This is a genomic window from Streptomyces sp. NPDC037288, assembly GCF_055603265.1.
Map to the genome: position 1 here is coordinate 143,009 of NZ_JBVJVY010000012.1, position 24,814 is coordinate 167,822.

Genomic DNA, 24,814 nt, shown 5'->3' on the forward strand with positions numbered 1-24,814 from the left:
GTGTGATCTGCCGGGTGGTCTGCCGGCCGGGCGGGAGGCAGGGCTCAGGAGCCCTGGGGGGCGATGGCGGCCGGGTCCGCCAGAATCACGCGGTGCAGGAGGTATTCCGCCAGTTCCTCGATGCTCTGGTACTCCAGTGCCTCCATCGTCTTGAAGCGGAAGTCGAGCTTTTCCTGGATGCGACGCTGGAGTTCGGTGATGCTCAGTGAGTCGAGGCCGATCTCCAGCAGGGCCAGGGACGGGTCGAGCTCGTGGAGGTCGATCTCCAACTCGGTCGACATCCGCCCGAGGGTGTCGACGATCTCGTCCCTGAGCCAGTCGACGACCACCTGCCGGCGCTCTCCGGCCGGCAGGGGCTCGACGCGTTCCCGCAGTCCCTGCCGCGAGTCGCCGCCCTCCCGGAGGCGCCCGTCGGCCGGTGCGGCCAAGGCCGCCGAGGTGTCGGTCAGCGAGGCGACGCGCCGGAACTCGATGTCGTCGAGGTCCGCGAGGATGTCTCCTGCGTCGTCCAGGACGCGCAACCGGGCCGTGAACGCGGTTCCCGAGGTGTTCGGCCGCAGACGGACATGGCCCCAGATCTGGTCGGGCAACGGGCTGTGCAGCACCATCCGGCCGACGCCGACCGGGACGTGGGTGCCCCCGGCCGCGCCCTCCCGGGCGGCTGCGGCGGTCAGGTGCAGACAGCCGTCGAGCATCGTGGCGAACCGGTGCGCATGGCTCACGCGCGGCGCACCGTCGGGAGCGGCCGTGATCCGGCCGAGCGCCTGCCCGCCCGCCTCGTCGAGCCACAGTTCGCGGACGGTGGAGAAACTCGCGCCGTACTCCATCCCGTCCTCCCGCAGCAGCCCGTAGAGCCGCCCGGGCGCCAGCGACGCGGACATCGCCGCGCGCAGTTCCTCGGGAGGTGTCCCGGAGCCGGGAGGTGTCCCGGAGCCGTCCTGCCGCGCGGCCGGCCCGGCCTTCCCCTGGCAGTAGGGGGATCGGCCGTCCCCGTTGCCACCGGCCACGGTGAACCGGAAGCGGCCGCCCGCCGAGGGCCCGTCGCCCTCCAGGTCCACGCGGATGCTGCTGGGCTTCGCGGGACCCAAGACCAGCGGGCGCAGGAAGTCGACGCCGGTCAGTTCGAGCGGCGCGAAGCCGTGGCCTGCGGCCGAGGTGTAGGCGTCCACGGCCAGCTCCAGATAGCCGGTGGCCGGGAAGACGGTCGACCCGAGGATGCGGTGGTCCGCCCACGGCGTCCCCGGCTGCACCTCGTGCCGGTGGACGGTGCGCACGCCGGCCGGCTGCGGTGCGGCCTCGGGCACGGTGGGCGGTGCCTGCCGCCGCGGTGCCGTGTCTGTCGTGTCTGCCGTGCTGCCGTGGTCGGCGTCCGGCGCGGGCTTCAGCCAGTACCGGTCCTTGCGGAACGGGTACCGCGGGGCGGAGGAGGTACGGCGGTAACTCGGGCCCTGGTAGAGCGCGGGGAGGTCGACGGCGGCGCCCGCCGTGAACAGGGCGCCCGCGGCGGCGAGGATGTTGCGCACGTCCCGCCGATCGCGCCGCAGGGTCGGGATCACCGTCACACCGGCGTCACCGAACGCCTCCGGGACGTACGGCCGCAGGGCGGGATGCGGGCCGATCTCGACGACCACGGTGCAGCGCAGCGCGGCCACCGCACGCATGCCGTCGTGGAACCGGACCGGCCCGCGAGCCTGCCGGCACCAGTATTCCGGCCCCTCCGCGCCCGTCAGCGCCTCGCCCGTCACGTTGGAGAACACCGGGACGGCCGGGGCGGTCGTGCGCAGCCCGGCCGCCGCCTTGCCCAGCTCGGCCAGGACCGGGTCCATCAGCGGCGAATGGAAGGCGTGCGAGGTACGCAGCCGGGTGGTACGGCTGCCTTCGGCCTCGGCGAGGCGCGCCACCTCGTCCACGGCCTCGGCCCGTCCCGAGACGACCACGGCGCGCGGGCCGTTGACGGCGGCGACGGAGACGTCCGACTCCCGCCCCGACACCCAGCCGCGCACGGTCTCCGGGTCGGCGGCGACGGCCAGCATCGCTCCGTCGCGCGGCAGTTCGCCCATCAGCCGGCCACGCACCGCGCTGAAGCGGGCGGCGTCCTCCAGGGAAAGCATGCCGGCGACGCAGGCGGCGACGACCTCGCCGATGCTGTGCCCGACCACCGCGTCCGGAACGACTCCCCAGGAACGCAGCAGGGTGGCGAGCGCGTACTCGACGGCGAACAGGGCCGGTTGGGCCAGGCGGGTGTCGTCGAGCGCCTCCGGGGACTGCTCCTCGAAGAGCATCTGCCGCAGCGGCACGGGCAGCTCCGCGTCGAGCAGCTCGGCACACCGGTCGAGGACGGCGGCGAAGGCCGGTTCGCTGTCGTACAGTTCACCGGCCATGCCGGGGTACTGCACGCCCTGGCCGGTGAAGACGAAGACGGCCCTGGCAGGCTTCGCCGGGTGCCCGCAGGTGACCGACGGAGGCGTCCGGCGGGTCCGCCACAGGCGGAGGTCACCCGCGATCTCCATGCCGCCCCGCCCGGTCACCGCGAGGCGGTGGCGGTGCGTGGCACGTCCGGCGGCGGCGGTGAAGACGGCCTCCGGAAGGGTCTCGCCGCCGTTCCGGGACAGGAACTCCGCCCAGCGCTCGGCCAGAGCGTCCAGGCTCGCGGGGGACTTGGCGGACAGCACCAGCAGCTCGGCCGGGCGCGGCTTCACGGTGCCGGTGGGCTGCCTCGGTTGTGGGGCCTCCCGCAGGATCGCGTGGGCGTTGGTGCCGCTGTAGCCGAAGGAGTTGACGGCGGCCAGGCGCGGGACATCCGTCCGGGGCCAGGGCACCGGCTCGGTGGGGACCTCCACCGAGGCGCCGTTGAGATCGATCTTGGGGTTCAGCCGGTCGAGATGGAGGCTGGGGTAGATGGTTTCGCGGTGCAAGGAGAGTGCGGCCTTGACGACGCCGAGGAGTCCGGCGGCGGCCTCGGTGTGGCCGAAGTTGCTCTTGGCCGAGCCGACGTACAGCGGCCGGTCCGCGGTGCGGGACCCGGCGTAGGCGCTGGCGATGGCGCCCATCTCGATGGGGTCGCCAACCGGGGTTCCGGTACCGTGCGCCTCGACGTAGCCGACCTGGGCGGGGACGACACCGCTGCGCAGGAGCGCGGAACGCATCACCTGTTCCTGGGTCCGGCCGTTGGGGGCGGTCAGCGCGGGAGTGTGTCCGTCGTGGTTGATGGCGGTACCGACGATGCTGGCCAGGATGGGGTCGCCCCGTTCCTCGGCGAGCGACTGACGGCGCAGCAGTACCGCCACGCATCCCTCACTGCGGACGTAACCGTCCGCCTTGGCGTCGAACGCCCGGCACTGCCCGCTGCGGGAGAACAGCCCGAGTTTGCAGAAGGCGACATGGACATCGGGGTTGAGGATCAGATTGACACCGGCGACAACGGCGGAGTCGCACTCGCCGGTGAGGATGGACTGCCGGGCCAGGTGGAGGGCGACCAGCGATCCGGAACAGGCTGTGTCGACCGCGAAGCACGGACCCTTCAGGTCGAGGAAGTGGGCGATACGGCCGGCGCTGATGCTGTTCGCGTCGCTCATCGCGTCGTAGGCCGTGACGCCGTGCAGCCCCTCGATCTCGTGCTTGAGGAAGGAGTAGTTGTTGCTGTTCATCAGCGCCAGGAAAACGCCGGTGTCGGTGCCCCTGAATTCGTCGGGGTTCTGCCCGCCGTGTTCGAGGGCGTGCCACACGGTCTGCAGGAGCAGGCGGTGTTGCGGGTCCATACGGACCGCTTCAGCGTCAGAGATCCCGAAGAACGCCGCGTCGAAACGATCGACGTCGTCCACGAACCCGCCGTGTCGGATGTAGGTCTTGCCCGGGGCCAGCGGATCCGGATCGTAGAACCTGTCCACGTCCCAGCGGCTCGGCGGGATCTCCTCGACGCAGTCCCGCCCTTCCCGCAGCACTGTGTCTATGTCCTCCGGCCCGTGCACTTGACCGGGGAGAGTGCACCCGATTCCTACCAAGGCGAGGGGCTCAGCATCCATGCCGACTTCTCCTTCGGCGGGTGTGTGTGGGGGGTGGCGCTGTCATGCGGTCCCGATGCGGGGCGCGGCCTGGGGCGGCCATCAGTCGCGGAGCGTCAGAGGATTCAGTGCCGGGATCTCGATCCCTCGACGAATTGCCGCTCTAAGTAGAAGCGTCCACCGAATAATGCTTCGGCACGCCCTCGCAGGCTAAAACGTCGTTCCTTGTGGTGTGATCGTCATTGAACCGTGCATGGCGGATCTCCTGGATGAGGAATTCCCCCCTGCAGACGGATCATGTTTTGTGTCACCGGTGCGAGTGACAGGAAAACGATTCCTCGCCAACTCTCTCGACAGGCGTAGCGCCCATTGTTACCGTCCTGCGCCCCGGTGCCGGCGGGGCCAGTGGACCGCCGGTAGGACTCGCCCGGCCGGTAGCCGTACATGGCGGCGATCAGCCAGCGGCGCCAGGACCGGTCACGCACCGCAACGTGGCGAGCGGCAGCGCCCTCATCCAGAGCCAGCCCTCCCCGTTCGAGTAACGTCCGCTTCGTCCACCGCTCCGGCAGCCGGTGCGGCGATTCCGCGTGCTTGCCGCCACGGAAGGCCTGGTCACTCTCTCCGCGCGGCGACGAACTGGGTGACCGCCGTGGCCGCGACCAGGATCACGGCCGCGATCGCCAGCATGACGGCCGTGGGAGCCAGCAGCTGCGCCGCGTGGGGGGTCGTCGCCATCAGGGTGAAGAGCCGGTTGACCGGGGGCATGCCCTTGACGAAGAGGGCTCCCGTCATCAGCGCGACGGCGGACACCACCGCGTACCCCTGTCGCCTGAAGACCGGCCGCGAGCACAACACGCCGATGGCGATGCCCACGAACGCGCACGTGAGCTGGGCCTCGACTCCCAGCACAAGATCGCCCAGGGTGACGTGGTAGTGCCCCGTCCACAGCGGGAAGAGCAAGCCGAAGACCATCAGCACCAGACAGCTCAGCAGGGCCGTGCCGATCGCCGCGAGCAGGACCTTGAGCGACCGGCCGCCGGACGCAACGACGACGATCGCCCGCTGTGTCGGTTCGTCCAGGCTCATCAGCGCGACGGTCAGCCATGTCGAGCAGACGAACAGCGCACCGGCGGAGGACGCGTAAGCGGGCGGCAAGGGGCCGCTGCCGTTCACCGTCAGCACGCCCAGCAGGCCCATGAACAGCAGCAACGGGGCGACGTAGCGCTGTGTGTGCAGCACGGTGGCGAACGTGTAGCGGACGAGGGCGATCACCGCAGGCCTCCGTTCGCCGCAGCGTTCCGCGCCAAGGGGTCCACCGTCGTCCCTTCCACCCGTTCCACCGACCAGCCGTGCTGAAGCGCGGTGAGCAGCAGGGCGTCGGTGGTCTCGCGGGCCACTCTCACCCGGACGCCCGGGGCCGTGCGGCTCACCGTCAGCACGCCGTCCAGCTCCTCCCAGACGAGGTCCTGAGGCACGCGGCCGCCCGGGTACGCGGTCAGGACGACGTCGCAGGAGGGCCGGTGCCCGTTCGGCCGGGACTCCGGCCCGCGCAGTGACACCTGGCCCTTGCTGACGCGGTAGGTCCGAGTGGCACGGGCCCGTGTCACCGCCTCGCGGTGGTCGGTGAAGATCACCGTCCCTCCGGCGTCGGCGACCTCGGTCATGATCTCGTTCAGGACACCGTGGGCGTCGGCGTCCAGCCCCGACCATGGCTCGTCGAGGACGAGCAACCCGGGCTCCACCAACAGGGCCTGGGCCACCGCCACCTTCTGGGCGTTGCCCTTGGACAGGCTCCGCAGCGGGGCCTGCTTGCCGCCCACCAGCGCCAGCCTGTCCAGCAGCCGGTGCGCCCGCGACGAGGCGACCGAGGTGGTCAGCCCGCGCACGCGTCCCACGTGGGTCAAGTAGGCCACCGACGACATGCGTTCGCTGGGGGAGAAGCGGTCGGGCACGTAGCTCACGACCTGTGGCCGTGCGGTCACCCGGCCGCGGGTCGGCCGGGACAGGCCCACCGCGATCCGCAGCAGCGTCGACTTCCCCGAACCGTTCCCACCGGTCAAGGCGACGACCTCTCCCGGCGGTGCCTCCACATCGACGTCTCGCAGGATCCAGTCGCCACGGCCATAGCGCTTGCTCACTGCTTGAAGTCGTAACAAGCGAACCCCTCCGTCCGGTACGCCGGCCTCAGCTGCGTGCAGATTACGGTGCGTGGCCTGACCGGACGTAGAAGTGTCACATGGGCGTCCAGAGCGCAGACCAAGGTCGTCGGCGCCCGGCCGGGCCGCCCGCGGCCCCCTGCTGTCGCGCTGCCGCAAGAGCCCCGTCGCCCTGTCCCGGCTCGTCCGCCCTCCCGCCGGGCGCACACTGTAAGCAGAAGGGCATGCACCATGAGCCGCACATGGAGGTGAGCCATGAGCACCCTCGAACTGCACGTCGATGTCGGGGTTCCGGTCGACAAGGCCTGGGAGACGCTTCACCGGGTGGAGAACTATCCGCGCTTCGTGGACGGCGTTCGGGGCGCGCGTACGGAGGCGGGGGGCCGCGCACGTCTGGACGTCGAGGCAGGCGGCCGGGCCCGGGAGATCGAGGCCGAGGTCACCGACCGCGGTGAGCGCGTGATGGAGTGGCTCACCACGAGCAGCCCCGAGCTGACGGGGTCCTTCTCGGTGCAGCCGATCGACCAGAACCACACCCGGATCCAGGCACGGCTGGAGTACGACCCCGGCACGGTCCGGGACACCTTCGGCGGGCCCAAGGGGTTCGCCCAGACGAACGCGATCCAACGGCTCGTCCGCAGCGACCTGGAGCACTTCAAGGAGTACGTGGAACGAGGCTGAGCGACGGGAGCACGGTGGCCCGCCGGTGCCGGGCAGCCGGGCCGCCGGTCAGATTTCGATCACGGCAGCGCACTCCGGGCAGACCACGGATGCGTATTCCGCGGGGTACCAGGGCGCTCCGGGCTGTTCGGAGGGCGTCCAGCGGGCCGTCTCCATGGAGAAGGTGTCCTTGCCGCAGAGGGTCCGCGGTCCCGCCGTAGTGCGCGAACCGGGGGCCGCGGGGGCGACGTGCACCTTGCGGACGCGCCGTTCCGCGCCACTCGTGGATCCGGTGGAGGAGCGGGGTGTCACCGGTTTGTCGACTTCGTAGACGACGATCTCGGTCATGTCTCCACCGTAGGCGGTCCCGCGACCGAACTGGCGGACCGAACTGGCGGCGAATCGGCGGCGACCCGGCGCACCGGACCGGCGGACGCCGGTCAGGGGCCTCCCGCCGCTCCCCCGACGACCCCTATGCGTCCGCGATCTGTACGACCGCCACCGTGATGTTGTCGGGGCCGCCCGCCCCGATGGCGGCTTTCCACAGCTCGAAGGCCGCCCGGCCGTCGTCGTGCTCCCGCATCACCTCCTCGAGCACGTCCTGCGGCACGGGATCGGTCAGACCGTCGGTGCAGACGAGGTAACGGTCGCCGGGAGACAGGGGCGCGGCGGTCACGTGCGGGAGGATGGCGCGGTACGAGCGGCTGCCGCCGAGGCACTGGGTGACGATGGACGTGGTGCGCCGGCCGGGTTCGAGCGGAGGGCTGTCATCGACGCTCACCTGGCGCAACCCGTCGCGGGAGGCCGCGAAGACCCGGCTGTCGCCCACGTTGAACACCAGCAGGGAGCCGGGCTGCACGATGGTGCCGGCGATCGTCGTCCCCATGGCGGCCAGCGCGCCTCCCGCGTCGCCGCCTGCGGCCTCGTACACGGCACGGTTGCAGGCCTTCAAGGCGTCGCGGACGGCGTCCTCGCTGCTCATGGCGGCTCCGACGGACGCGATGCGGCGGGCCACCAGGGCGCTGGCCACGTCCCCTCCGGGATGCCCGCCGAGCCCGTCGGCGACGGCGACGACAAGGGGCGTGCCGAGCGGGAAGGCCAGGGTCTGCGGACTCTCCGTCACCGTGGCGCACAGGGTCCACGGCCCGATCACGAGGCTGTCCTCGTTCCGCTCGCGAAGCAGCCCGGGATGGCTCAGCGCACTCACCGCCACGTACCGCATGGCACAGCCACCGCCTCCACGGCTCCAGCTTAGGCGCTCCGGAAGAGCCGGGCCGGGCGGGCCGCGGGCCCGCGGAAACCCGGTGGAGGCGGCGGGCCCGCTGAGCCTAGGGTCGCGGGATGGGTACTCGCACTTTCCGGATCACCGTCCGCGGCGTCTTCGACGGCCTCACCGACGCCCAGCGGGCAGCGCTGCTGGCCGACGCCGCCGAGCACGACGTGCTGCGCGCCGCGTTCACGCCCGAGGGCAACCTCACCTACGACATCGCCGCCCGCCCGGCCTTCGTCTTCCGTTTCTCCGGCACCGGGGAGGAAGAGGAGGACATCCTGGAGGCGACCGAGCGGGCCGAGGAGGCGGCGAAGGCCTGGCTGACCGAGCGCGGATACGGCTTCAAGAGCCTCCGTTCCACCGCCGAGGACCTCTCCCAGGCGCCGATGGGCAAGCGGCAGCGGCGCGCGGCCCGTTCGAGCAGGCCATAAACTTGAGCACTCAAGGATATGGCAATGAGTGCGGCGGCTACGCCGAGGCGAGGGCGGAAGGGGCGTGAGCTGCGGCGATGAGTGACACCCTGGATGCGGCACTGCGGCTGGTACGTGCCCAGGCGGCGCTCGTACGGCGCTTCGACTCCCGGCTGAGCGGGTTGCACGGCGTCAGCCTCGCCGACTTCACGTTGCTGCTACGGCTGGGACAGGCGCCCGGGGGCCGCATGCGCCGGGTCGACCTGGCCGAGGCACTGGGTCTGACGGCCTCCGGGGTCACCCGCGGACTGGTCCCGCTGGAGCGGATCGGGCTGGTGTCCCGCGAAGCGGACGCCCGGGACGCGCGCGTGGCCTACGCGTCGCTGACCACGACGGGCCGACGGCGACTGCGGGAGATGCACGCCACGGCCGAGGAGACCGCCACCGAGATCTTCACCGATCCGGCCTGGAACGTCGAGGACATCACACAGCTGTCCTCACTGCTGGCCCGCCTCGGCGGCACGGGCCTGACCGGCCGCTGACCGTCGGGCCCCGGCCCGACCGCGGCCGCCCCCGCACCGCTCCGGCCTCGACCGGCATCCGGGCGGCGGCCGCTCCGCAACCCGCCCCGCCAACCCGCCCGCCGTCCCGGCGATTTGCGTCACGGCCGACTCGAACTCGCCGTGGTGCAGGTCACGTTGAGTTGTGGCCGGTTTGTGAGGGAACCCCGTACAAGGGCATGGCATGCTCAGGGCTCGTCACGAGTTACCGGCTGGTTCTACCTGTGAGTAGCCCACTTGCCCGGTACCTCTCTGCCACCCCCCACTCCACACAGGACCTTCCATGCGCAGACGCATGCGGCACAGACGCGCCCTGTTGCCCGCCCTCGCCGTATCCGCCCTCTTCCTCGCCGCGGGCTGCTCCTCGCCCACACCGCACGCCGAACCGTCGGGAACCACCGGGAGCGGCCGCCCGCAGGTCAGGGTCGCCGACAAACCCGCCGACGCCGCGGACCGCTCGCTCGCCGTCGCCGCCGCTCCCACCACCGCCGCCACCGCCACCGCCACGGCGGGACCGGCCGGTTCCGGACGGCGAGCGCACAAGACGGCGCTCGCCATCAGCTCGTACGACGGCCGCACCCGGCGGGCCGTACTCTCCGACAAGCCCGCGCACAGGGGGAGTTCACACGGTTCTCCCTCCCCCTCCGCCGCCCCCTCCGGTGCCCCGCACAAGGCCGCTGTCGGCGACGTGATCGCCAGTGCGCCCGCGCCCGGGGCACCGCACGGGCTGCTCGCCAAGGTCACCAAGGTGGTCGGCGAGAAGGACGGCGGCACCGAGGTGCAGACGGAACCGGCCACGCTCAACGCGCTGCTCGGCGACGAGACGGCGAAGGGCGAAGTGCCGGTCGACCCGTCGTCCTTCACCGTCGACAAGCTGCTCCCCGACGTGAAGGTGTCCTGGGCGAAGGCCGGTGACGTGCACGTCGGCCCCAAGGGTGCGACGGTGCCGCTCGGCAGCCTCCGCCTCGACGTGAGCGCCGGGATACCGACAGCCCAGGACACCCCGGCCTCGGCCACCGCCTCGGTGCACGGATTCGTCCAGGTCGCCCCGCAGGTCGACTTCACCTACGGCGGCGCCGGCACCGACGCGCCGCCCGGCTCCGCCTACCTCGGTGTGTCCGGCGACTGGACCTCCGGCTGGGCGGTCAAGGGGCGGGCCGCCATGAGCACCGGCACCCCGCTGCGGATCCCGTTCGCCAAGCTGCACGCCGACCCGGTCCTCCAGGTCGGCCCCGTCCCCGTCGTCGTCAACCTCGATCTGACCTGCTACTTCCACATCAGCGGTGACGGAAAGGTCACCGTCGACGTCGAGCAGAACCTCAAGGGCGACTTCAAGGCGGGCGGCACCTTCGGGCTGGCCAAGGGATGGACGCCGGTCAGTTCGTCGGACATGACGAGCACGCCCGTACGCGCCTCCGTCACCACCGCCGGGACCGTGAAGACGGCGCTGGGCGCCGAGGCCTCGGTCGGCCTCTACGGCGCCGTCGGTGTCACCGCCGACCTGGCCCCGTATCTGCGCGGGGAGGCCTCCGGCACGGTCACCGCCTCCTCCGACGGCGGCGGGGCGAAGGCCAAGGGCACCTGGGACGTGTACGGCGGGGTCGACCTGTCCGGGACCCTGCGGCTCCAGCTGTCCGTCTTCGGCACACCGGTCATCCAGCGGAGCATCCCGCTGGGCACCCTGAACCGCGAGTGGAAGCTGGCGGGCGGCACCTTCTAGGCGCCCGTCCGCGAAGCGCCGTCCTGCGCCGCCGGTATCCAGCCCTGGCGGCGCAGGACGGACGACACGTCCGGTGCCCGGTAGTGCTCCCCCTTGAGGACCTTGCCGTCGGCCCGGCGGGCGACCTGCCCGTCCGGGCCGAGCTTGCTCATGTTGGCCCGGTGGATCTCGGCGATCACCTGGTCGAGGTCGATGCCGTGGACCAGAGCCGTGCCGTACGCCACGTAGACCACGTCCGCCAGTTCGTGTGCGAGCTTGTCCAGCGGGCCGTCGACCGCCACCTCGGCGACCTCCGCGGCCTCCTCGGCGAGCAGTTCCCCACGGTGCGCGGCCAGTTTGGGGTCCACCTCCGTCGGCGTACTGCGGGCGGCGAGACCGAAGGCGCGGTGGAACTCGCGGACGAGGTCGGCGGGAGAAGTGCTCATGCGACGACTGTAACGGCCGCCACTGACAGAACCCCGCGGTCCGCCTCCGGGTCCGGAGTGACCTCGGCCCTGGTCAGGGGCGCTCCCGGCCTGGCAGGATCGCCGCATGTCCAAGGTGTTCCCCCGAATCAGCCGGCACCGGGCGCTGCCGGCCGCGGTCGCCGGTGCCGTGGTGCTCGGGCTGCTGCTGTGGTGGCTGCTGCCGCTGGGCGAGAAGCCGCCGAGCGGGACGATCGTCTTCAGCACGGGCACCCCCCGGGGGGTCTACCAGGAGTACGGCGAGCGGCTGCGCGCCGAGTTCGCCAAGGACATGCCCGACCTGAAGGTGAAGCTGCTCAACAGCGCCGGTTCGCAGGAGAACGTGCAGCGGGTGGCCACCGGCGAGGCCGACTTCACCATCGCGGCGGCCGACGCGGTGGAGGCGTACCAACTGGGGCACAGGCGTGGTGCCGGGCAACTGCGCGGGGTGGCCCGTCTCTACGACGACTACGTCCATCTCGTCGTGCGCAGCGACTCGGACATCAGGAACATCGCGGACCTGCGCCACAAGCGGGTGGCGACCGGGCTGCCCGACTCGGGGGTGCGGCTGATCGCCGAGCGGGTGCTGAAGGCCGCGGGCATCGATCCGCGCAAGGACATCATCCCGGCCGCGGACGGCATCGGCACCGGGCCCGACCGGCTGGCACAGCACAAGATCGACGCCTTCTTCTGGTCGGGTGGTCTGCCCACCAAGGGGCTGGTCACGCTGGCGAAGGAGTCCGCCTTCAAGTTCGTGCCGATCGAGGGTGACCTCGTCACCAAGCTGCACGACGAGGGCCAGGCGGCGCGCTACTACCGGGCCACCAACATCCCCGAGTCGGCCTACCCGACCGTGCAACAGGGCAGTGAGATCCCGACGATCTCCGTGTCCAACCTCCTGATGACCCGCACGGACGTCGACCCCCGGTTGACCGAGTGGGTGACCCGCACCGTCATCAAGAGCCGCGACGGCATCGGCGCCCACGTCCACTCCGCCCAACTGGTCGACCTGCGCACCGCCATCTACACCGACCCCCTGCCCCTGCAGGAGGGCGCCCGACGCTACTACCGCTCGATGAAGCCCTAGGAGCCCGAAGCGAGGCCTGGGACCAGCGGGCCCCGGGGACAGGGAGCGGTCGTCGGCACGAGCGGGCGTCGGCACGGGGGCCAGGGACGCCGGCCCCCGGCCCGGCTCCCTCCTCAGGAGTCCTGCTGCCGAGGCACCGACACCGCCACCCGCAGACCCCGTGGCTCGTGGTGGGCGTACTCGATCGAGCCGCCGCCCGCCGCCAGCAGGGCTCGGGTGATGGACAGGCCCAGACCCGAGCCCTTGATGTTCTGGTGGCGACCGCTGCGCCAGAACCGGTCGCCCACGCGTGCGAGTTCCTCGTCGGTGAGGCCGGGCCCCGTGTCGGTGACGACGACCGTGGAGGTGTCGCCGTCGGCGGTGACGGTGACCTCCACCGTGCCGCCCTCGGGGGTGAACTTCACGGCGTTGTCGATCACCGCGTCCAGGGCGCTGGACAGGGTGATCAGGTCCGCCCAGGCGGTCGTGGGCGGGCAGTCCCCGGTCAGCCGGACGCCCTTGGCTTCGGCGACCGGCGACCAGGCGGCGAGCCGCTCCTCGGTGAGCGCCCCGACGTCGGTCAGCGTCAGATCCGCGTCGGCGTGCTCGGCCAGCGCCAGGTCGAGCAGGTCGTCCAGGACCTGCGCGAGCCGCTTGCCCTCGGTGCGGACCGAGGCGATCTCCTCGTTGCCCTCGGGGAGTTCGAGGGCGAGCAGTTCGATACGCAGCAGCAGCGCCGAGAGCGGGTTGCGCAACTGGTGCGAGGCGTCCGCGACGAAGGCGCGCTGCTGTTCCAGCACGTCCTCGACGTTGTCCGCCATCTCGTTGAACGAACGGGCCAGCCGCCTGAGTTCCGGCGGACCGCCGGCGACCGCGACCCGGGACTTCAGCCGCCCGGTGGCGATGTCGTGGGTGGTGGCGTCCAGAACCCGCACCGGCTTAAGCACCCAGCCGGTCAGCCGCAGCGCCGCGCCGACGGCGAGCAGCATCGCCGCGCTCTCGCCGGCGCCTATGAGCAGCCAGCCCCGCAGGATCCGCGAACGCATCTGCCCGGTGGGCGAGTCGGTGACCACGACCGCCACGACGTCCCCGTCCCGGATCACCGGCGAGGCGACGACCAGCCGGCTGCGCTGCCAGGGCCACACCTGTTTGGGGTCGTGGCTGCGCCGGCTGAGCAGCGCCTCGTCGAAGGCCTCCCGCATCTCCCCTCTCCGCGGTACGAACCAGTCGCCGGGGGCGTTGGCCATCGCCGAGCCGTTGCGGTAGAAGACGCCGGCACGGATGCCGTAGACGCCGTAGTAGCTGTCCAGTTCGCTGCGCAGGGCCTCCAGGCGTTCGTCGGTGCCGGTGCGGCGTGATCCGCTGGGGCCGGCGGTGACGAACTGGGCGAGCGCCGCGAAACGTGCCGTGTCGTCGATGCGGTCGACGACGACCTTCTGCTGCTGGGCGGCGGCCAGGCTGAGGGCGAGCGGAAGCCCGAGGGCGAGGAGGACGGCCGCCATCAGGACGATGAGCAGCGGCAGCAGACGTGCGCGCACCCGTCCCCGCTAGGCGGCCGGGGCGACGAGCCGGTAGCCGACGCCGCGTACGGTCTCGATCAGCGCGGGCATGCGCAGTTTGGCGCGCAGGGAGGCGACGTGCACCTCCAGGGTGCGGCCGGTGCCCTCCCAACTGGTGCGCCAGACCTCGCTGATGATCTGCTCCCGCCGGAAGACCACGCCGGGGCGCTGCGCGAGCAGGGCGAGCAGGTCGAACTCCTTGCGGGTCAGTTGGATCAGCGAACCGCCCACGGTGACCTGCCGGGTGGGCAGTTCGATGTGCACGGGACCGAGGTGCAGGGCGCTCTCGCTGCCGGTCCCCGGCTCCTCCTGGACGGTGCGCCGGCTGACGGCGTGGATACGGGCGAGCAGTTCGCCGGTGTCGTACGGCTTCACCACGTAGTCGTCGGCGCCCAGGTTGAGCCCGTGGATGCGGGAGCGGACGTCGGAACGCGCGGTGACCATGATCACCGGGGTGCTGGTGCGTTTGCGGATCTTGCCGCAGACCTCGTAGCCGTCCTGGTCGGGCAGGCCCAGGTCGAGCAGGACCACGCCGAAGCCGGCACCCTCGGGCACGAGCGCCTGGAGGGCCTCCTCGCCGCTGCGCGCGTGGGTGACGTCGAAGCCGTGTCGCGCGAGCACGGCGGACAGGGCCGCGGCGACATGGTTGTCGTCCTCGACGAGCAGCAGTCTCATTCCGGCCCCCTCCGGTTCAGCGGTCGTACGGTCTGGCGTTCGCGCGCGATGTGCGGCTCACGCGCGCGTGCACCATGGCAGTGACGCCGATGGACTAGGACGGCGTCAAGAGCGTTCCGGTTGCCCGCCGGTTCCGTTATCCGGCCGATACGCGCAGGAAGGGCAAGTGCTACGACACGTGTCCGTTTGCTATCGGATCGTGATGCTCAGATCTCCCTCAGATGTGATGACGCAGGTCACAGCGCCTCACTACTGTCCTCCGAAACCGAGGAGGACGGAGCCCGAGAGCGATGACCAAAGTATCGGTGACCAAGGAAGACACTGTGGTCACGTCCGACGAACTGGTCGTCCTGAAGAGCGTCAACAAGCACTTCGGCGCGTTGCACGTACTCCAGGACATCGACCTGACGATCGCCCGCGGCGAGGTCGTTGTGGTCATCGGGCCCTCCGGGTCCGGAAAGTCGACTCTGTGCCGCACCATCAACCGCCTGGAGACGATCGACTCGGGCACCATCACGATCGACGGCAAGCCCCTGCCCCAGGAGGGCAAGGAGCTGGCCCGGCTCCGCGCGGACGTCGGGATGGTCTTCCAGTCCTTCAACCTCTTCGCGCACAAGACCGTGCTCGAGAACGTGATGCTGGGGCAGCTCAAGGTCCGCAAGACGGACAAGAAGCAGGCCGAGGAGAAGGCCCGGGCCCTGCTCGACCGGGTCGGCGTGGGCACCCAGGCCGACAAGTACCCCGCCCAGCTGTCCGGCGGCCAGCAGCAGCGCGTGGCGATCGCACGGGCGCTGGCGATGGGCCCGAAGGTCATGCTCTTCGACGAGCCGACCTCCGCCCTCGACCCCGAGATGATCAACGAGGTCCTCGAGGTCATGCAGCAGCTCGCCCGCGAGGGCATGACGATGGTCGTCGTCACCCACGAGATGGGCTTCGCACGATCGGCTGCGAACCGTGTGGTCTTCATGGCCGACGGCCGGATCATCGAACAGGCTGCGCCCGACCAGTTCTTCAGCAACCCGCGCAGCGACCGGGCCAAGGACTTCCTGTCCAAGATCCTGCACCACTGACGGCGCGCCACCCGGACGCCCTGGGTCGCCTTTCCAACGGACCTCGTTCCGCACCATTCGAAGGATGTTCAGCATGAAGCTCCGCAAGGTCACCGCCGCCTCGGCCGCCGTACTCGCCCTCACGGTGGGCGCCACCGCGTGCGGTGGCGGCAAGAAGGACGACAACGGCTCCTCCGGTGGCGGCAAGAAGATCGCCATCGGCATCAAGTTCGACCAGCCGGGCCTCGGCCAGAAGACCCCGCAGGGCTACGCGGGCTTCGACGTCGACGTGGCCACCTATGTCGCCAAGAAGCTCGGTTACAGCGCCGACCAGATCGAGTGGAAGGAGTCGAAGAGCGCCGACCGCGAGACCATGCTGCAGCGCGGTGACGTCGACTTCATCGCCGCCACGTACTCGATCACCCCGGAGCGTCAGCAGAAGGTCGACTTCGCGGGGCCGTACCTGCTGGCCCACCAGGACGTGCTGCTGCGCGCGGACGACGACAAGATCAAGTCCCCCAAGGACCTGAACGGCAAGAACCTGTGTTCGGTGGCCGGCTCCACCTCGGCCCAGAACCTCAAGACCAAGCTGGGTCTCAAGCCCAACCTCCAGACGTACCCGACGTACTCGGCCTGCCTCTCGGGCCTGCAGAGCGGCGCCATCGAAGCCCTCACCACGGACGACTCGATCCTCGCCGGTTACGCCGCCCAGGCCCAGTTCAAGGGCAAGTTCAAGCTCGGCGGCTTCAAGATGACCAACGAGAACTACGGCATCGGCGTCAAGAAGGGCAGCGACCTCAAGGCCAAGATCAACAAGGCCCTTGAGGAGATGGTCTCCGACGGTTCCTGGAAGACGGCCGTGGAGAAGAACTTCGGCCCGGCCAACTACAAGAACGAGCCCGCCCCGAAGATCGGCGACATCAAGAGCTGAGGCAACCCCCGCCCGGTGCGCCGCTCCTGACGGCGGCGCACCGGGGCATCCTTACACGCGGAAGCGCGGGAGATCGTGTTCGACTTTCTTGACAAGTACGACGTGCTGGGAGCCTTCTGGACGACGGTGCAGCTGACGCTGCTGTCGGCCGCTGGGTCCCTGGTCTGGGGCACTCTGCTGGCCGCCATGCGGGTGGGCCCGGTACCGCTGATGCGCGGTTTCGCCACCACCTACGTGAACATCGTGCGGAACATCCCGCTCACGGTGATCATCCTGTTCTCCTCGCTGGGCCTCAGCCAGACGCTGGGGATCACCCTCGGCGCGCAAGACTTCCAGGTCCAGGGCTTCCGGCTGGCCGTGCTCGGTCTGATCGTCTACACCGCGACCTTCGTGTGCGAAGCGATCCGGGCCGGCATCAACACGGTGCCGGTCGGCCAGGCGGAGGCCGCCCGCGCCATCGGTCTGAGCTTCACCCAGGTGCTGTTCCTGGTCGTGCTGCCGCAGGCCTTCCGCGCGGCCGTCGGCCCGCTGACCAACGTGCTGATCGCCTTGACGAAGAACACGACGGTGGCCGCCGCGATCGGTGTGGCGGAGGCGGCCTTCCTGATGAAGAAGATGATCGAGAACGAGGCAGAGCTGCTGGCGATCTCCGCGGTCATCGCCTTCGGGTTCGTCTGCCTGACGCTGCCGACCGGTCTGATCCTCGGCTGGGTCGGCAAGAAGGTGGCGGTGAAGCGATGAGTTCGGTCCTGTACGACGCCCAGGGTCCGCGCGCCAAGCGGCGCAACGTCGGGTACACGGCCCTCTTCCTGGTCGTCCTCGCGGCCGTCGTGTGGTGGGTGTACAAGGCCCTCGACGACAAGGGACAACTGAACTGGGCGCTGTGGAAGCCCTTCTTCAGCGGCACCGAGGCCTACTCGACGTACATCTGGCCCGGTCTGGAGAACACCCTGAAGGCGGCGGCGCTGGCGATGGTCATCGCGCTTCCGCTGGGTGCCGTCCTCGGTATCGCCCGGCTCTCGGACCATGTGTGGGTGCGTGTGCCGGCCGCCATCGTGGTCGAGTTCTTCCGTGCGATCCCCGTCCTGGTCCTGATGATCTTCGGGCTCGCCCTCTTCGCCCAGTACACCGACGTCAGTTCGGACGACCGTCCGTTCTACGCGGTCGTGACCGGTCTGGTGCTGTACAACGCGTCGGTGCTCGCGGAGATCGTCCGCGCGGGCATCCTCACCCTGCCGAAGGGTCAGTCCGAGGCGGCCATGGCGATCGGCCTGCGCAAGGGTCAGGTCATGCGGCTCATCCTGCTGCCGCAGTCGGTCACCGCGATGCTCCCGGCGATCGTCAGCCAGCTGGTGGTCATCGTGAAGGACACGGCCCTCGGCGGCGCGGTGCTCACCTTCCCCGAACTGCTGGCCTCGGCCAACACGATGGCCGGCTACTACGGCAACATCATCGCCTCCCTCACCGCCGTGGGCGTGATCTACGTGATCATCAACTTCTCGCTGACCTCGTTCGCGAGCTGGCTGGAGAGCCGGCTGCGGAGGCGCAAGAAGTCGACCGGCGCGGTGCTGGGGTTCCAGGACGTGGCGGACATCGCGGGTACGGCGGCGACCGGAGCCGGAGGTGCCGGCGGCGGCCTGGACCTCAGCGGCCCCTTCGTCGGCGGCGGTCACCACGGCGGCGGGCACGGGAACTGACGCTCATTCAGGTGACATGAGACCCCTGGGGGCAGCGGCTTGATCGCCACTGCCCTCCGTCGCTTGACGCAAACTCCGCCAATGGGTTGCATACGTTCTGTGATCGTGCACCCCGCTCCACCTTCCTGTTCACTTGTCCCTGTCAGGGCATCGTCACGGGCAGGGGGCACCGCTTCATGGACCCGGTGATCATCGTCGGAGCGGGGCCCGTCGGGCTCACGCTCGCCCTGGCGCTGGCCCGCCAGGAGGTGCCGTCGGTCGTCCTGGACGAGGGCCCCGGCAAGGACGAACCCCGCCCGGCGCGCACGGCTGTCCTGCGCGAGGACACGGCCGCCCTGCTGGAACGGTTGACCGGGGTGACGCTCGGGGAACACGGCGTGCGCTGGGCCGGATGGCGGTCCCTGCGGCGCAAGCAGGTGATGAGCGAGATCACCTTCGGCGAGGCCGACCTCGCCGCCCCGCTGCACATCGCCCAGCATGTGATCATGGGCGCCCTGCGCGCGGCCGTCGCCGACGAGCCGCTGGTCAAGACGGCCGTGGACAGCCGCCTGGACGCGATCGAGCAGGAGCGTTCCGGCGTCACCGCGCACACCCGTGGGCCAAAGGCGACCTGGTGGCGCGGCAGCTATCTGGTCGGCTGCGACGGGCCCCGCTCCACCGTGCGCAAACTCCAGGACATCCGCTTCCCGGGCCGTACGGCGGTGGAACGGCACGCGGTCGCCGCGCTGCGCGTGGAACTGCCGTGGGAGGGCCGGGCGTTGCTCCATCGGATGCCGCCGTGGCGGCAGTCCGGGCCCTCGGCCGGAGAGGTGACCGCCCGCCCCCTCCCGGACGGCGTGTGGCGCCTGGACTGGCTGCTGCCGCCGGGCAAGGACCTGGTCACGCCCGAGATCCTGGTGGCCCGGATCCGCGAGACCCTCGCGGCCTGGACGGACGGCCCCGCACCGGCGTACGAGCTGCTCGACACCGGTGTCCACACGGTGCACCACCGGCTGGCCCGCCGATGGCGCGTCGGCCGGGTCCTGGTCGCCGGGGACGCGGCCCACCTGCTCGGCGCACTCGGCACCCAGGGGCTCGACGAAGGCCTCCGGGACGTCGACAACCTCGCCTGGAAGCTGGGCGTGGCCTGGCACCGCGGCCCGCACGAGGCGCTGCTGGACAGCTACCAGGCCGAGCGGCGCGCGCTGGTCGCCGCCCGGCTGCGGGCAGCCGACCAGGTGCTGCCGGTGCTGCGCGGCGCCGGCGGGCTGCGTCAGATCGTCCCGGGCACGGCCCGGGGCCACGACGTGCTGCTCACGGACGGTCACCTGGGGCGCGGGCCGCTCGGGGCGCCGGGGGCGTACGCCGACTCCCCGCTGGCGCCCCGGCACCTGGAGGCCGAGATCCCGGTCGACACCCCGCCCGGCGGGCAGGTCACCGACGTACGGGTCACCGCGGAGGACGGTTCCTTCGTACAGCTGCGCGACCGGCTCGGTCGCGGCGCCCTGCTCGTCGTCCTGATCGCGCCGGGCACCGGTGTGTGGGACCGCAAGCACTGGGTCTCCGCCGGGGTGATGCCCCGGCTCGCCGCCGCCGTGACCGCACTGCCGCACCCCGCCGAACTGCTGGTCGCCGAGAGCTACCCGGGTGCGCCGGCGCACAGCGTGCTGCTCGTGCGCCCCGACGGCCACCTGGTCACCGCGCTGAGCGGGGTCCGCCCGGCCGACCTGTACGCGGCGGCGGAGGCGACGCTGGGCGGCGCAGTGAAGGAGAGGGCGAGGGAGAACGAGAAGGAGGAGGCGGAGGCCGGCTCCGGCGTGCGCTGACCGTGCGCCCCGTCACCCTCGGTCCACATGGTGACAGTGAGTTGACCGAAGTGCACCGACATGCTGTACTCCGGACCATGACCGACACCTGCGTGCGCCTGTGGCGGAGGGTCCATATGGACCTCGTCCGCTATGCGGGCTGCGTGTGTCGCCCGTCCTGCTGAATTCGCCTCCCCTTTTTCCGGGCGCCGTTGCGCGCCCGTTCCGCGAACCCTCTTCAGGACGGTGTGCACGTGTCTGTCCCCTCTCCTTCCGTCTCGCCTCCCGTCGGCCCGGCGCCCACGCAGACGGACCTCCTCGACTTCGTGCGGCGTACGGCCGCCGACACCGAGCTGATCGCCTCCCTTCCGCTCGACCCCGAGGGCCGCACCTGGGTGCGGCTGCAGGGTCCGGGCGGCAGCGAGGCCTGGCTGATCGGCTGGCCGCCCGGCACCGGCACCGGCTGGCACGACCACGCCGAGTCGGTCGGCGCGTTCCTCGCGGCATCCGGCGAGCTCACGGAGAACTCGCTCGCCGCCCGGCTGCCGACCGACGGCTGGAAGACCCTGGAACTCGCCGAGGACGTGGACCGCAAGCGCCGGCTGCCGGCCGGCCAGGGCCGCGCCTTCGGCCGTCACCATGTCCACGAGGTCCTCAACGAGTCCCGCGACCGACACGCGATCTCCGTCCACGCCTACTACCCGCCGCTGCCGCGCATCCGCCGCTACAGTCGCACCGGCCAGGTGCTGCGCCTGGAGCAGGTCGAACGCCCGGAGGACTGGCAGTGAGCGGCACGATCGGCCAACCGCCCGTCGGCGTCGACGAGTTGCTGGAGCGGGTGCGCGCGGGCTACCGGCGCATCGAGGCACGTGAGGCGCACGAGGCGGCGCGGACGGGCGAGGCGCTGCTGGTCGACATCCGGTACGCGGCCCTGCGCGAGCGGGACGGGCTGATCCCCGGGGCCCTCGTCATCGAGCGCAACGAGCTGGAGTGGCGCCTCGATCCGCAGGGCAGCCACCGCGTCCCCGAGGCCACCGGCCATGACCTGCGCGCCGTGGTGATCTGCAACGAGGGCTACGCCTCCAGCTTCGCCGCCGCCTCCCTCCACCAACTGGGCCTGCACCGGGCGACGGACCTGGTGGGCGGCTTCCAGGCGTGGCGGGCGGAGGGACTCCCGGTGGAGCCGGCGAAACCCTGATCCGACTCCGGGGGCCCGGCTCCTACTCCTTCGCCGTGGCCACGGTCACCGCGCGCACCCGGAGCGCCGACCGCCCGGGAAGCGCGCTCGCCACGAGCGCGAGGAGGCCGGCGATCCCGACGACGGCGACGTAGAGCAGGGGCGCGACCGTCGGCGCGGCCCGGCCCGTCATCCCGACACTGAACGCGGTGAGCACGGCGAGGGCGATCCCGCTGCCGAGCGAGCTGGCGAGGAACAGGACGGACAGTACCTCGGTGCGCAGCATGCGCAGCACCTGACGGCGGGTCGCACCGGCGAGGCGGAGCAGCGCGAACTCCCGGACTCGCTCCGCCACGGACATGGCGAGGGTGTTGACGACGGCGATGGCGGTGAAGGCCAGCACGAGCCCCATGGCGAGGTAGTTGACCTCCGCGTTCGTCTGCTGCCGGTCGGCCTGCAGGGCGTCGGCATCGGCCGGCGAAAGAATCCGCAGCCCCGGGAACTCACGCAGAGTAGTCGCGAGTTGTGTCTGTGTACGGGTCGTGCTGACCAGTACGGAGGAGGCGAGCGGGTTGTCGACATGGCGGGCGACGAGGTCGTGGGAGAAGGTGAGGTCACCGAAGCCGAGACCGCGGGCATAGACGGCGGCGACGGTGAGCGTGGCGGGCGTGCCGTCGCCGAGGGTGAGTTTCAGGGTGCTGCCGGGCTTCACGTGGTGCTGGTCCGCGGCGAGTTGGCTGACGGCGACCGTGCCGGAGCCGAGCCGTTCGAGGGAACCGGCGGTGACCTGCGGGTCCCAGGTGCGGGCCAGGCCCGCCGGGGTGACGCCCTGCGCGGGGTACTTGTCGAGGCCGACGCGGACGGTCGTACGGACGACCTCGGTGACGGTGTCGTGCCCTGCGCGCAGCCGTTGTGCGGCCTCAGCGGGGACGCCCGGTCCCTGCGCGGCGACGACCCAGTCGGCTCGGACGCCGTCCCGGACCTGGCTGCGGGCGGCGTCGCCGAGCGTTGACTGGACGAACAGCACGGTGCAGGTCATGCCGATGAGCAGGGTGAGGGGGGTGACGACGGAGGCCATACGGACGGCGTTGCCGCGCAGGTTGGCGGTGGCGAGGCGGCCGCCGTGGCCGGTGAGCCGGAGCGGACCGGCGAGCAGCAGTGCGGCTGCCCTGACCAGCAGGGGACCGAGCAGGGCGACGGAGGTGGACAGGACGACGACGGCGAGGAAGGTCACGGGAGTCGAGGCGGGCTCGGTGCGCAGGGAGGTGAGGACGACGACGAGGACGACTCCACCGGCGAGCAGCAGCAGTCCGGCGGCGATCCGCCCCCAGGCGGGACGGGTCCGCTCGGTCCTGGCCTCGGCCAGAGCCTCGGTCGGGCGGATCCGGGCGATCCTGCGGGAGGCGATCCGGGCCGCGGCCCAGGCGCCGAGCAGGGTGGCGGCGAGGGCGGCGAGCGGCGGGAAGACACTGACGGTGTGCTCGAGCGTGTCGGGTACGGCGCCCAGGGCGACGAACCTGGAGTGCAGCCAGCTCCCCAGCGGCAGCCCGAGCAGCGCGCCCACGGTGCCCGCCGCCGCGCCGACGATCAGCGCCTCCCGGCCGAGCAGCGTGCGGATCTGTCCGGATGTGGCGGCGATGGCGCGGAGCAGGGCGAGTTCGCGGTGGCGCTGCTGCACGGTGAGCGCGAAGGTGCCGACGACCACGAGTACCGCCACCAGCAGCGAGGTACCGCCCATGGCACCGCCCATGCTGACCAGCCGGGTGCGGGCGGCGGCCGCGTCCAGGAACTCGACGGGTCCACGGGCGGCGCCGGCGCTGACCTGGGCGGTGGTGCCGTGCAGAGCCTGCGTCACGGCGTTCCGCACCCGCTCGGGGTCCGTCCCCTTGGCCGGCAGCACGCCGAACGCGCTGACCTGCCCCGGGTGCGCGGCCAGCCGGCGGGCCTCGGCGGCGGAGAAGAACAGGGACGTCTGGTGGCGTACGACAGTGGCCGGCGTGGCGATACCGGTGATGTGGTAATCACGCGGGGCCCGCGTGGACTGCACGGTGAGCCGGTCCCCCGGCCGCAGCCCGGACCGTGCCGCTAGGCCGCTGTCGATGACCAGGTCGTCGTCGGACCTGGGCGCGCTGCCGGCGGTCAGCCGGTACGGCGTCAGCGCGGCGGACTCCCAGGCGTGCCCGTAAGCGGTACGGCCGCCGGTGCCTGCCGGGGTCAACGGCTGGGCGAGGAAGGTGAGTTCCGGCACCACCTGGGCCACGCCGGGAACATGGGAGAGTCTGGTGCGCAGCCCCTCCGGGAGCCAGGCGCGCTCGGCGAGGGGCTTCGCCTTGTGCTTGACCTTGGTCTTGCCCTTTTTGTGCTTGACGGTGGTCTGGTGGACGTACTGGTCGCCGGAGACCACGACGGGAGCGGCGGCGTAGCGCTCGGTGCGGATGCTGCCGCGCAGGCCGGTGTCGAGGAGGGTCCCGCAGGCGGTGATCAGAGCGGCCGCGCACATCAGCGCGAGGAAAGCACCGAGAAATCCTGTCTTTCGGGCGCGGACTGTCCGGAGGGCGTATCGCAGCATCATCGGGCGGACTCTCTTCTGTTGTACACGTCGGCCTGGGTCGTACGCGGCCGGCCCCGACAAGGTCGTGTGCCGTGGTCCGGAGCGTGCGTACAGCTTCGGCCGTGCGTGCCAGGCAGAGCATTGCGGTGGCCCGGCGTCTTCGGCGGGGGTTAACCCCCGGAGGACCTTCAGGAGTCTGAAGACACCCGCGATCCGGAGACCGCCCGCTCCGGCCCGCCCCGCCGGCTCAGCAGTCCCCTTCTCCGAGGAACTCCGTGTCCTCGCCCTCTTCCTCCAGGGCCTGGCGGACGACGCGGAGAGCCATGCCCTCGGGGTAGCCCTTGCGGGCGAGCATGCCGGCGAGGCGGCGGAGCCGCTTGTCACGGTCGAGGCCTCGGGTGGCGCGCAGTTTGCGGGTCACCAGCTCACGGGCCGTCGTCTCCTCCTGCTCGGAGTCGAGCTGGGAGACGGCCTCGTCGATCAGCGCCGAGTCGACCCCCTTGGTGCGCAGTTCCTGGGCGAGCGCCCGGCGCGCCAGCCCCCGGCCATGGTGCCGGGACTCCACCCAGGCGTCCGCGAACGCGCTGTCGTCGATCAGCCCGACCTCCTCGAACCGCGACAGCACCTCCTCGGTCACGTCCTCGGGGATCTCCCGCTTGCGCAGGGCGTCCGCGAGCTGCTTGCGGGTGCGCGGGGTCCCGGTGAGCAGGCGCAGGCAGATCGCCCGTGCCCGCTCAGCCGGGTCCCCTGAAGACTCCCCCCGCTCGGCCCTCGACGAGGAAGGGGCGTCTTCGTCCTCACCGGGCGCGTCCCCGAAGCCGCGACGTCGCCGGCCACGCCCGCGGCCGCCGCGCGGGCCGGAGCCGCGGCCGGGCGAGCCACCCCCGAAGGGCTCGCCGCCCGGGTCGCCCGGGTGGGCGTGGCCGTCATCGCCGTGTCCCCCGGCTCCGCGGTACTCGTCGCGCCCGTCCTCACCTTCGTAACGATCGTCCCGGTATCCGTCGTCACCGCCCGGGGCGGAGTCCGGGTGGCCCCCGGTGCCCCTCCCCCGTGGGGCGCCGGGGGTGACGTACTCGTACTCGGCCCAGTCGGTTCGTCGTGTCAC

Annotated in this window: 23 protein-coding genes; 13 read left to right on the forward strand and 10 right to left on the reverse strand. The window is 71.4% G+C overall.

All coding sequences use genetic code 11. The annotated features are described in order from the left end of the window. Positions 1-44: 44 nt before the first annotated feature. The 3 genes from ACZ7GZ_RS16990 to ACZ7GZ_RS17000 all read right to left on the reverse strand — a co-directional run bounded on the left by ACZ7GZ_RS16990 (position 45) and on the right by ACZ7GZ_RS17000 (position 6,139). Positions 45-4,022: a type I polyketide synthase gene (locus ACZ7GZ_RS16990; protein ID WP_471024809.1), complete on the reverse strand. Its 3,978-nt coding sequence runs from the start codon at positions 4,020-4,022 to the stop codon at positions 45-47. A gap of 591 nt (positions 4,023-4,613) precedes the next feature. Next, positions 4,614-5,273, reverse strand: coding sequence for a hypothetical protein (locus tag ACZ7GZ_RS16995; protein WP_471024811.1), 660 nt, complete (start codon positions 5,271-5,273; stop codon positions 4,614-4,616). Further along, complete coding sequence (locus ACZ7GZ_RS17000; protein ID WP_471024813.1) at positions 5,270-6,139, reverse strand: ATP-binding cassette domain-containing protein; 870 nt, start codon at positions 6,137-6,139, stop codon at positions 5,270-5,272. Before ACZ7GZ_RS17000 ends, ACZ7GZ_RS16995 begins: the two co-directional genes overlap by 4 nt. 273 nt (positions 6,140-6,412) lie before the next feature. On the opposite strand from ACZ7GZ_RS17000, the gene ACZ7GZ_RS17005 reads away from it, so the two are divergent. Then, the gene (locus tag ACZ7GZ_RS17005) at positions 6,413-6,838 is read left to right on the forward strand and encodes an SRPBCC family protein (RefSeq protein WP_471024814.1); all 426 of its coding nucleotides are present in this window, start codon (positions 6,413-6,415) and stop codon (positions 6,836-6,838) included. A gap of 48 nt (positions 6,839-6,886) precedes the next feature. On the opposite strand, the gene ACZ7GZ_RS17010 is transcribed toward ACZ7GZ_RS17005, so the two are convergent. Both ACZ7GZ_RS17010 and ACZ7GZ_RS17015 read right to left on the reverse strand, forming a co-directional pair. After that, positions 6,887-7,165, reverse strand: coding sequence for a hypothetical protein (locus ACZ7GZ_RS17010; RefSeq protein WP_471024816.1), 279 nt, complete (start codon positions 7,163-7,165; stop codon positions 6,887-6,889). A gap of 124 nt (positions 7,166-7,289) precedes the next feature. Beyond that, on the reverse strand, positions 7,290-8,039 hold the full coding sequence (locus tag ACZ7GZ_RS17015; RefSeq protein WP_471024817.1) for a PP2C family protein-serine/threonine phosphatase: 750 nt from the start codon (positions 8,037-8,039) through the stop codon (positions 7,290-7,292). A 119-nt stretch (positions 8,040-8,158) separates the two neighbouring features. On the opposite strand from ACZ7GZ_RS17015, the gene ACZ7GZ_RS17020 reads away from it, so the two are divergent. From ACZ7GZ_RS17020 to ACZ7GZ_RS17030, 3 genes are all read left to right on the forward strand, one after another. After that, a complete protein-coding gene (locus tag ACZ7GZ_RS17020) occupies positions 8,159-8,518 on the forward strand; it encodes a DUF6204 family protein (RefSeq protein ID WP_471024819.1) in 360 nt (119 codons plus the stop codon). Positions 8,519-8,595: 77 nt separating this feature from the next. Continuing rightward, positions 8,596-9,039, forward strand: coding sequence for a MarR family winged helix-turn-helix transcriptional regulator (locus ACZ7GZ_RS17025; protein WP_471024821.1), 444 nt, complete (start codon positions 8,596-8,598; stop codon positions 9,037-9,039). Positions 9,040-9,340: 301 nt separating this feature from the next. After that, positions 9,341-10,777 (forward strand): hypothetical protein, encoded by a 1,437-nt coding sequence (locus ACZ7GZ_RS17030; protein WP_471024823.1) that lies wholly within the window; start codon positions 9,341-9,343, stop codon positions 10,775-10,777. Here the strand turns inward: ACZ7GZ_RS17030 and ACZ7GZ_RS17035 are convergent. Next, entirely contained in the window at positions 10,774-11,202 is a 429-nt protein-coding gene (locus ACZ7GZ_RS17035) for a pyrophosphohydrolase domain-containing protein (protein WP_471024825.1), read from the reverse strand. The two genes, ACZ7GZ_RS17030 and ACZ7GZ_RS17035, sit on opposite strands and share 4 nt — an antisense overlap. A gap of 106 nt (positions 11,203-11,308) precedes the next feature. On the opposite strand from ACZ7GZ_RS17035, the gene ACZ7GZ_RS17040 reads away from it, so the two are divergent. Beyond that, positions 11,309-12,307: a TAXI family TRAP transporter solute-binding subunit gene (locus ACZ7GZ_RS17040; RefSeq protein WP_471024827.1), complete on the forward strand. Its 999-nt coding sequence runs from the start codon at positions 11,309-11,311 to the stop codon at positions 12,305-12,307. A 113-nt stretch (positions 12,308-12,420) separates the two neighbouring features. On the opposite strand, the gene ACZ7GZ_RS17045 is transcribed toward ACZ7GZ_RS17040, so the two are convergent. After that, the gene (locus tag ACZ7GZ_RS17045; protein WP_471024829.1) at positions 12,421-13,824 is read right to left on the reverse strand and encodes a sensor histidine kinase; all 1,404 of its coding nucleotides are present in this window, start codon (positions 13,822-13,824) and stop codon (positions 12,421-12,423) included. 9 nt (positions 13,825-13,833) lie between these two features. Then, the gene (locus ACZ7GZ_RS17050; RefSeq protein ID WP_471024830.1) at positions 13,834-14,520 is read right to left on the reverse strand and encodes a response regulator transcription factor; all 687 of its coding nucleotides are present in this window, start codon (positions 14,518-14,520) and stop codon (positions 13,834-13,836) included. 290 nt (positions 14,521-14,810) lie between these two features. Between ACZ7GZ_RS17050 and ACZ7GZ_RS17055 the strand changes: the two genes are divergently transcribed. The 8 genes from ACZ7GZ_RS17055 (at position 14,811) to ACZ7GZ_RS17090 (ending at position 21,179) form a co-directional block, all read left to right on the forward strand. Then, positions 14,811-15,590, forward strand: coding sequence for an amino acid ABC transporter ATP-binding protein (locus ACZ7GZ_RS17055; RefSeq protein WP_471024832.1), 780 nt, complete (start codon positions 14,811-14,813; stop codon positions 15,588-15,590). 73 nt (positions 15,591-15,663) lie between these two features. Further along, positions 15,664-16,500 carry a glutamate ABC transporter substrate-binding protein gene (locus ACZ7GZ_RS17060; protein WP_471024834.1) on the forward strand — a complete coding sequence of 279 codons (837 nt, stop codon included), beginning with the start codon at positions 15,664-15,666 and terminating at the stop codon, positions 16,498-16,500. Between the two features lie 75 nt (positions 16,501-16,575). Next, positions 16,576-17,241, forward strand: a complete 666-nt coding sequence (locus tag ACZ7GZ_RS17065; protein WP_471024835.1) for an amino acid ABC transporter permease — start codon at positions 16,576-16,578, stop codon at positions 17,239-17,241. After that, on the forward strand, positions 17,238-18,197 hold the full coding sequence (locus tag ACZ7GZ_RS17070; protein WP_471024837.1) for an amino acid ABC transporter permease: 960 nt from the start codon (positions 17,238-17,240) through the stop codon (positions 18,195-18,197). Before ACZ7GZ_RS17065 ends, ACZ7GZ_RS17070 begins: the two co-directional genes overlap by 4 nt. Positions 18,198-18,373: 176 nt before the next feature. Further along, positions 18,374-20,002, forward strand: coding sequence for an FAD-dependent monooxygenase (locus ACZ7GZ_RS17075; protein WP_471024839.1), 1,629 nt, complete (start codon positions 18,374-18,376; stop codon positions 20,000-20,002). Between the two features lie 116 nt (positions 20,003-20,118). Further along, positions 20,119-20,166: a hypothetical protein gene (locus ACZ7GZ_RS17080; RefSeq protein ID WP_309506048.1), complete on the forward strand. Its 48-nt coding sequence runs from the start codon at positions 20,119-20,121 to the stop codon at positions 20,164-20,166. 69 nt (positions 20,167-20,235) lie between these two features. Further along, entirely contained in the window at positions 20,236-20,769 is a 534-nt protein-coding gene (locus tag ACZ7GZ_RS17085; RefSeq protein WP_471024841.1) for a cupin domain-containing protein, read from the forward strand. Beyond that, positions 20,766-21,179 carry a rhodanese-like domain-containing protein gene (locus ACZ7GZ_RS17090; RefSeq protein ID WP_471024843.1) on the forward strand — a complete coding sequence of 138 codons (414 nt, stop codon included), beginning with the start codon at positions 20,766-20,768 and terminating at the stop codon, positions 21,177-21,179. The genes ACZ7GZ_RS17085 and ACZ7GZ_RS17090 overlap by 4 nt, the downstream gene beginning before the upstream one ends. A 22-nt stretch (positions 21,180-21,201) precedes the next feature. On the opposite strand, the gene ACZ7GZ_RS17095 is transcribed toward ACZ7GZ_RS17090, so the two are convergent. Together ACZ7GZ_RS17095 and recX are read right to left on the reverse strand one after the other, a co-directional pair. Further along, positions 21,202-23,730, reverse strand: a complete 2,529-nt coding sequence (locus ACZ7GZ_RS17095; RefSeq protein ID WP_471024845.1) for an ABC transporter permease — start codon at positions 23,728-23,730, stop codon at positions 21,202-21,204. 226 nt (positions 23,731-23,956) lie between these two features. Further along, positions 23,957-24,814, reverse strand: coding sequence for a recombination regulator RecX (gene recX, locus ACZ7GZ_RS17100; protein ID WP_471024847.1), 858 nt, complete (start codon positions 24,812-24,814; stop codon positions 23,957-23,959).

What these genes read in the sequence shown, in the direction of transcription:
- ACZ7GZ_RS17060 (WP_471024834.1), top strand. Translation starts at nt 15,664, where the DNA reads ATGAAGCTCCGCAAGGTCACCGCCGCCTCGGCCGCCGTACTCGCCCTC.
- ACZ7GZ_RS16990 (WP_471024809.1), bottom strand. Translation starts at nt 4,022, where the DNA reads ATGGATGCTGAGCCCCTCGCCTTGGTAGGAATCGGGTGCACTCTCCCC.
- ACZ7GZ_RS17005 (WP_471024814.1), top strand. Translation starts at nt 6,413, where the DNA reads ATGAGCACCCTCGAACTGCACGTCGATGTCGGGGTTCCGGTCGACAAG.
- ACZ7GZ_RS17015 (WP_471024817.1), bottom strand. Translation starts at nt 8,039, where the DNA reads ATGCGGTACGTGGCGGTGAGTGCGCTGAGCCATCCCGGGCTGCTTCGC.
- ACZ7GZ_RS17095 (WP_471024845.1), bottom strand. Translation starts at nt 23,730, where the DNA reads ATGATGCTGCGATACGCCCTCCGGACAGTCCGCGCCCGAAAGACAGGA.
- ACZ7GZ_RS17040 (WP_471024827.1), top strand. Translation starts at nt 11,309, where the DNA reads ATGTCCAAGGTGTTCCCCCGAATCAGCCGGCACCGGGCGCTGCCGGCC.
- ACZ7GZ_RS17075 (WP_471024839.1), top strand. Translation starts at nt 18,374, where the DNA reads ATGGACCCGGTGATCATCGTCGGAGCGGGGCCCGTCGGGCTCACGCTC.
- ACZ7GZ_RS17020 (WP_471024819.1), top strand. Translation starts at nt 8,159, where the DNA reads ATGGGTACTCGCACTTTCCGGATCACCGTCCGCGGCGTCTTCGACGGC.
- ACZ7GZ_RS17050 (WP_471024830.1), bottom strand. Translation starts at nt 14,520, where the DNA reads ATGAGACTGCTGCTCGTCGAGGACGACAACCATGTCGCCGCGGCCCTG.
- ACZ7GZ_RS17030 (WP_471024823.1), top strand. Translation starts at nt 9,341, where the DNA reads ATGCGCAGACGCATGCGGCACAGACGCGCCCTGTTGCCCGCCCTCGCC.
- ACZ7GZ_RS17010 (WP_471024816.1), bottom strand. Translation starts at nt 7,165, where the DNA reads ATGACCGAGATCGTCGTCTACGAAGTCGACAAACCGGTGACACCCCGC.
- ACZ7GZ_RS17035 (WP_471024825.1), bottom strand. Translation starts at nt 11,202, where the DNA reads ATGAGCACTTCTCCCGCCGACCTCGTCCGCGAGTTCCACCGCGCCTTC.
- ACZ7GZ_RS17025 (WP_471024821.1), top strand. Translation starts at nt 8,596, where the DNA reads ATGAGTGACACCCTGGATGCGGCACTGCGGCTGGTACGTGCCCAGGCG.
- ACZ7GZ_RS17070 (WP_471024837.1), top strand. Translation starts at nt 17,238, where the DNA reads ATGAGTTCGGTCCTGTACGACGCCCAGGGTCCGCGCGCCAAGCGGCGC.
- ACZ7GZ_RS17055 (WP_471024832.1), top strand. Translation starts at nt 14,811, where the DNA reads ATGACCAAAGTATCGGTGACCAAGGAAGACACTGTGGTCACGTCCGAC.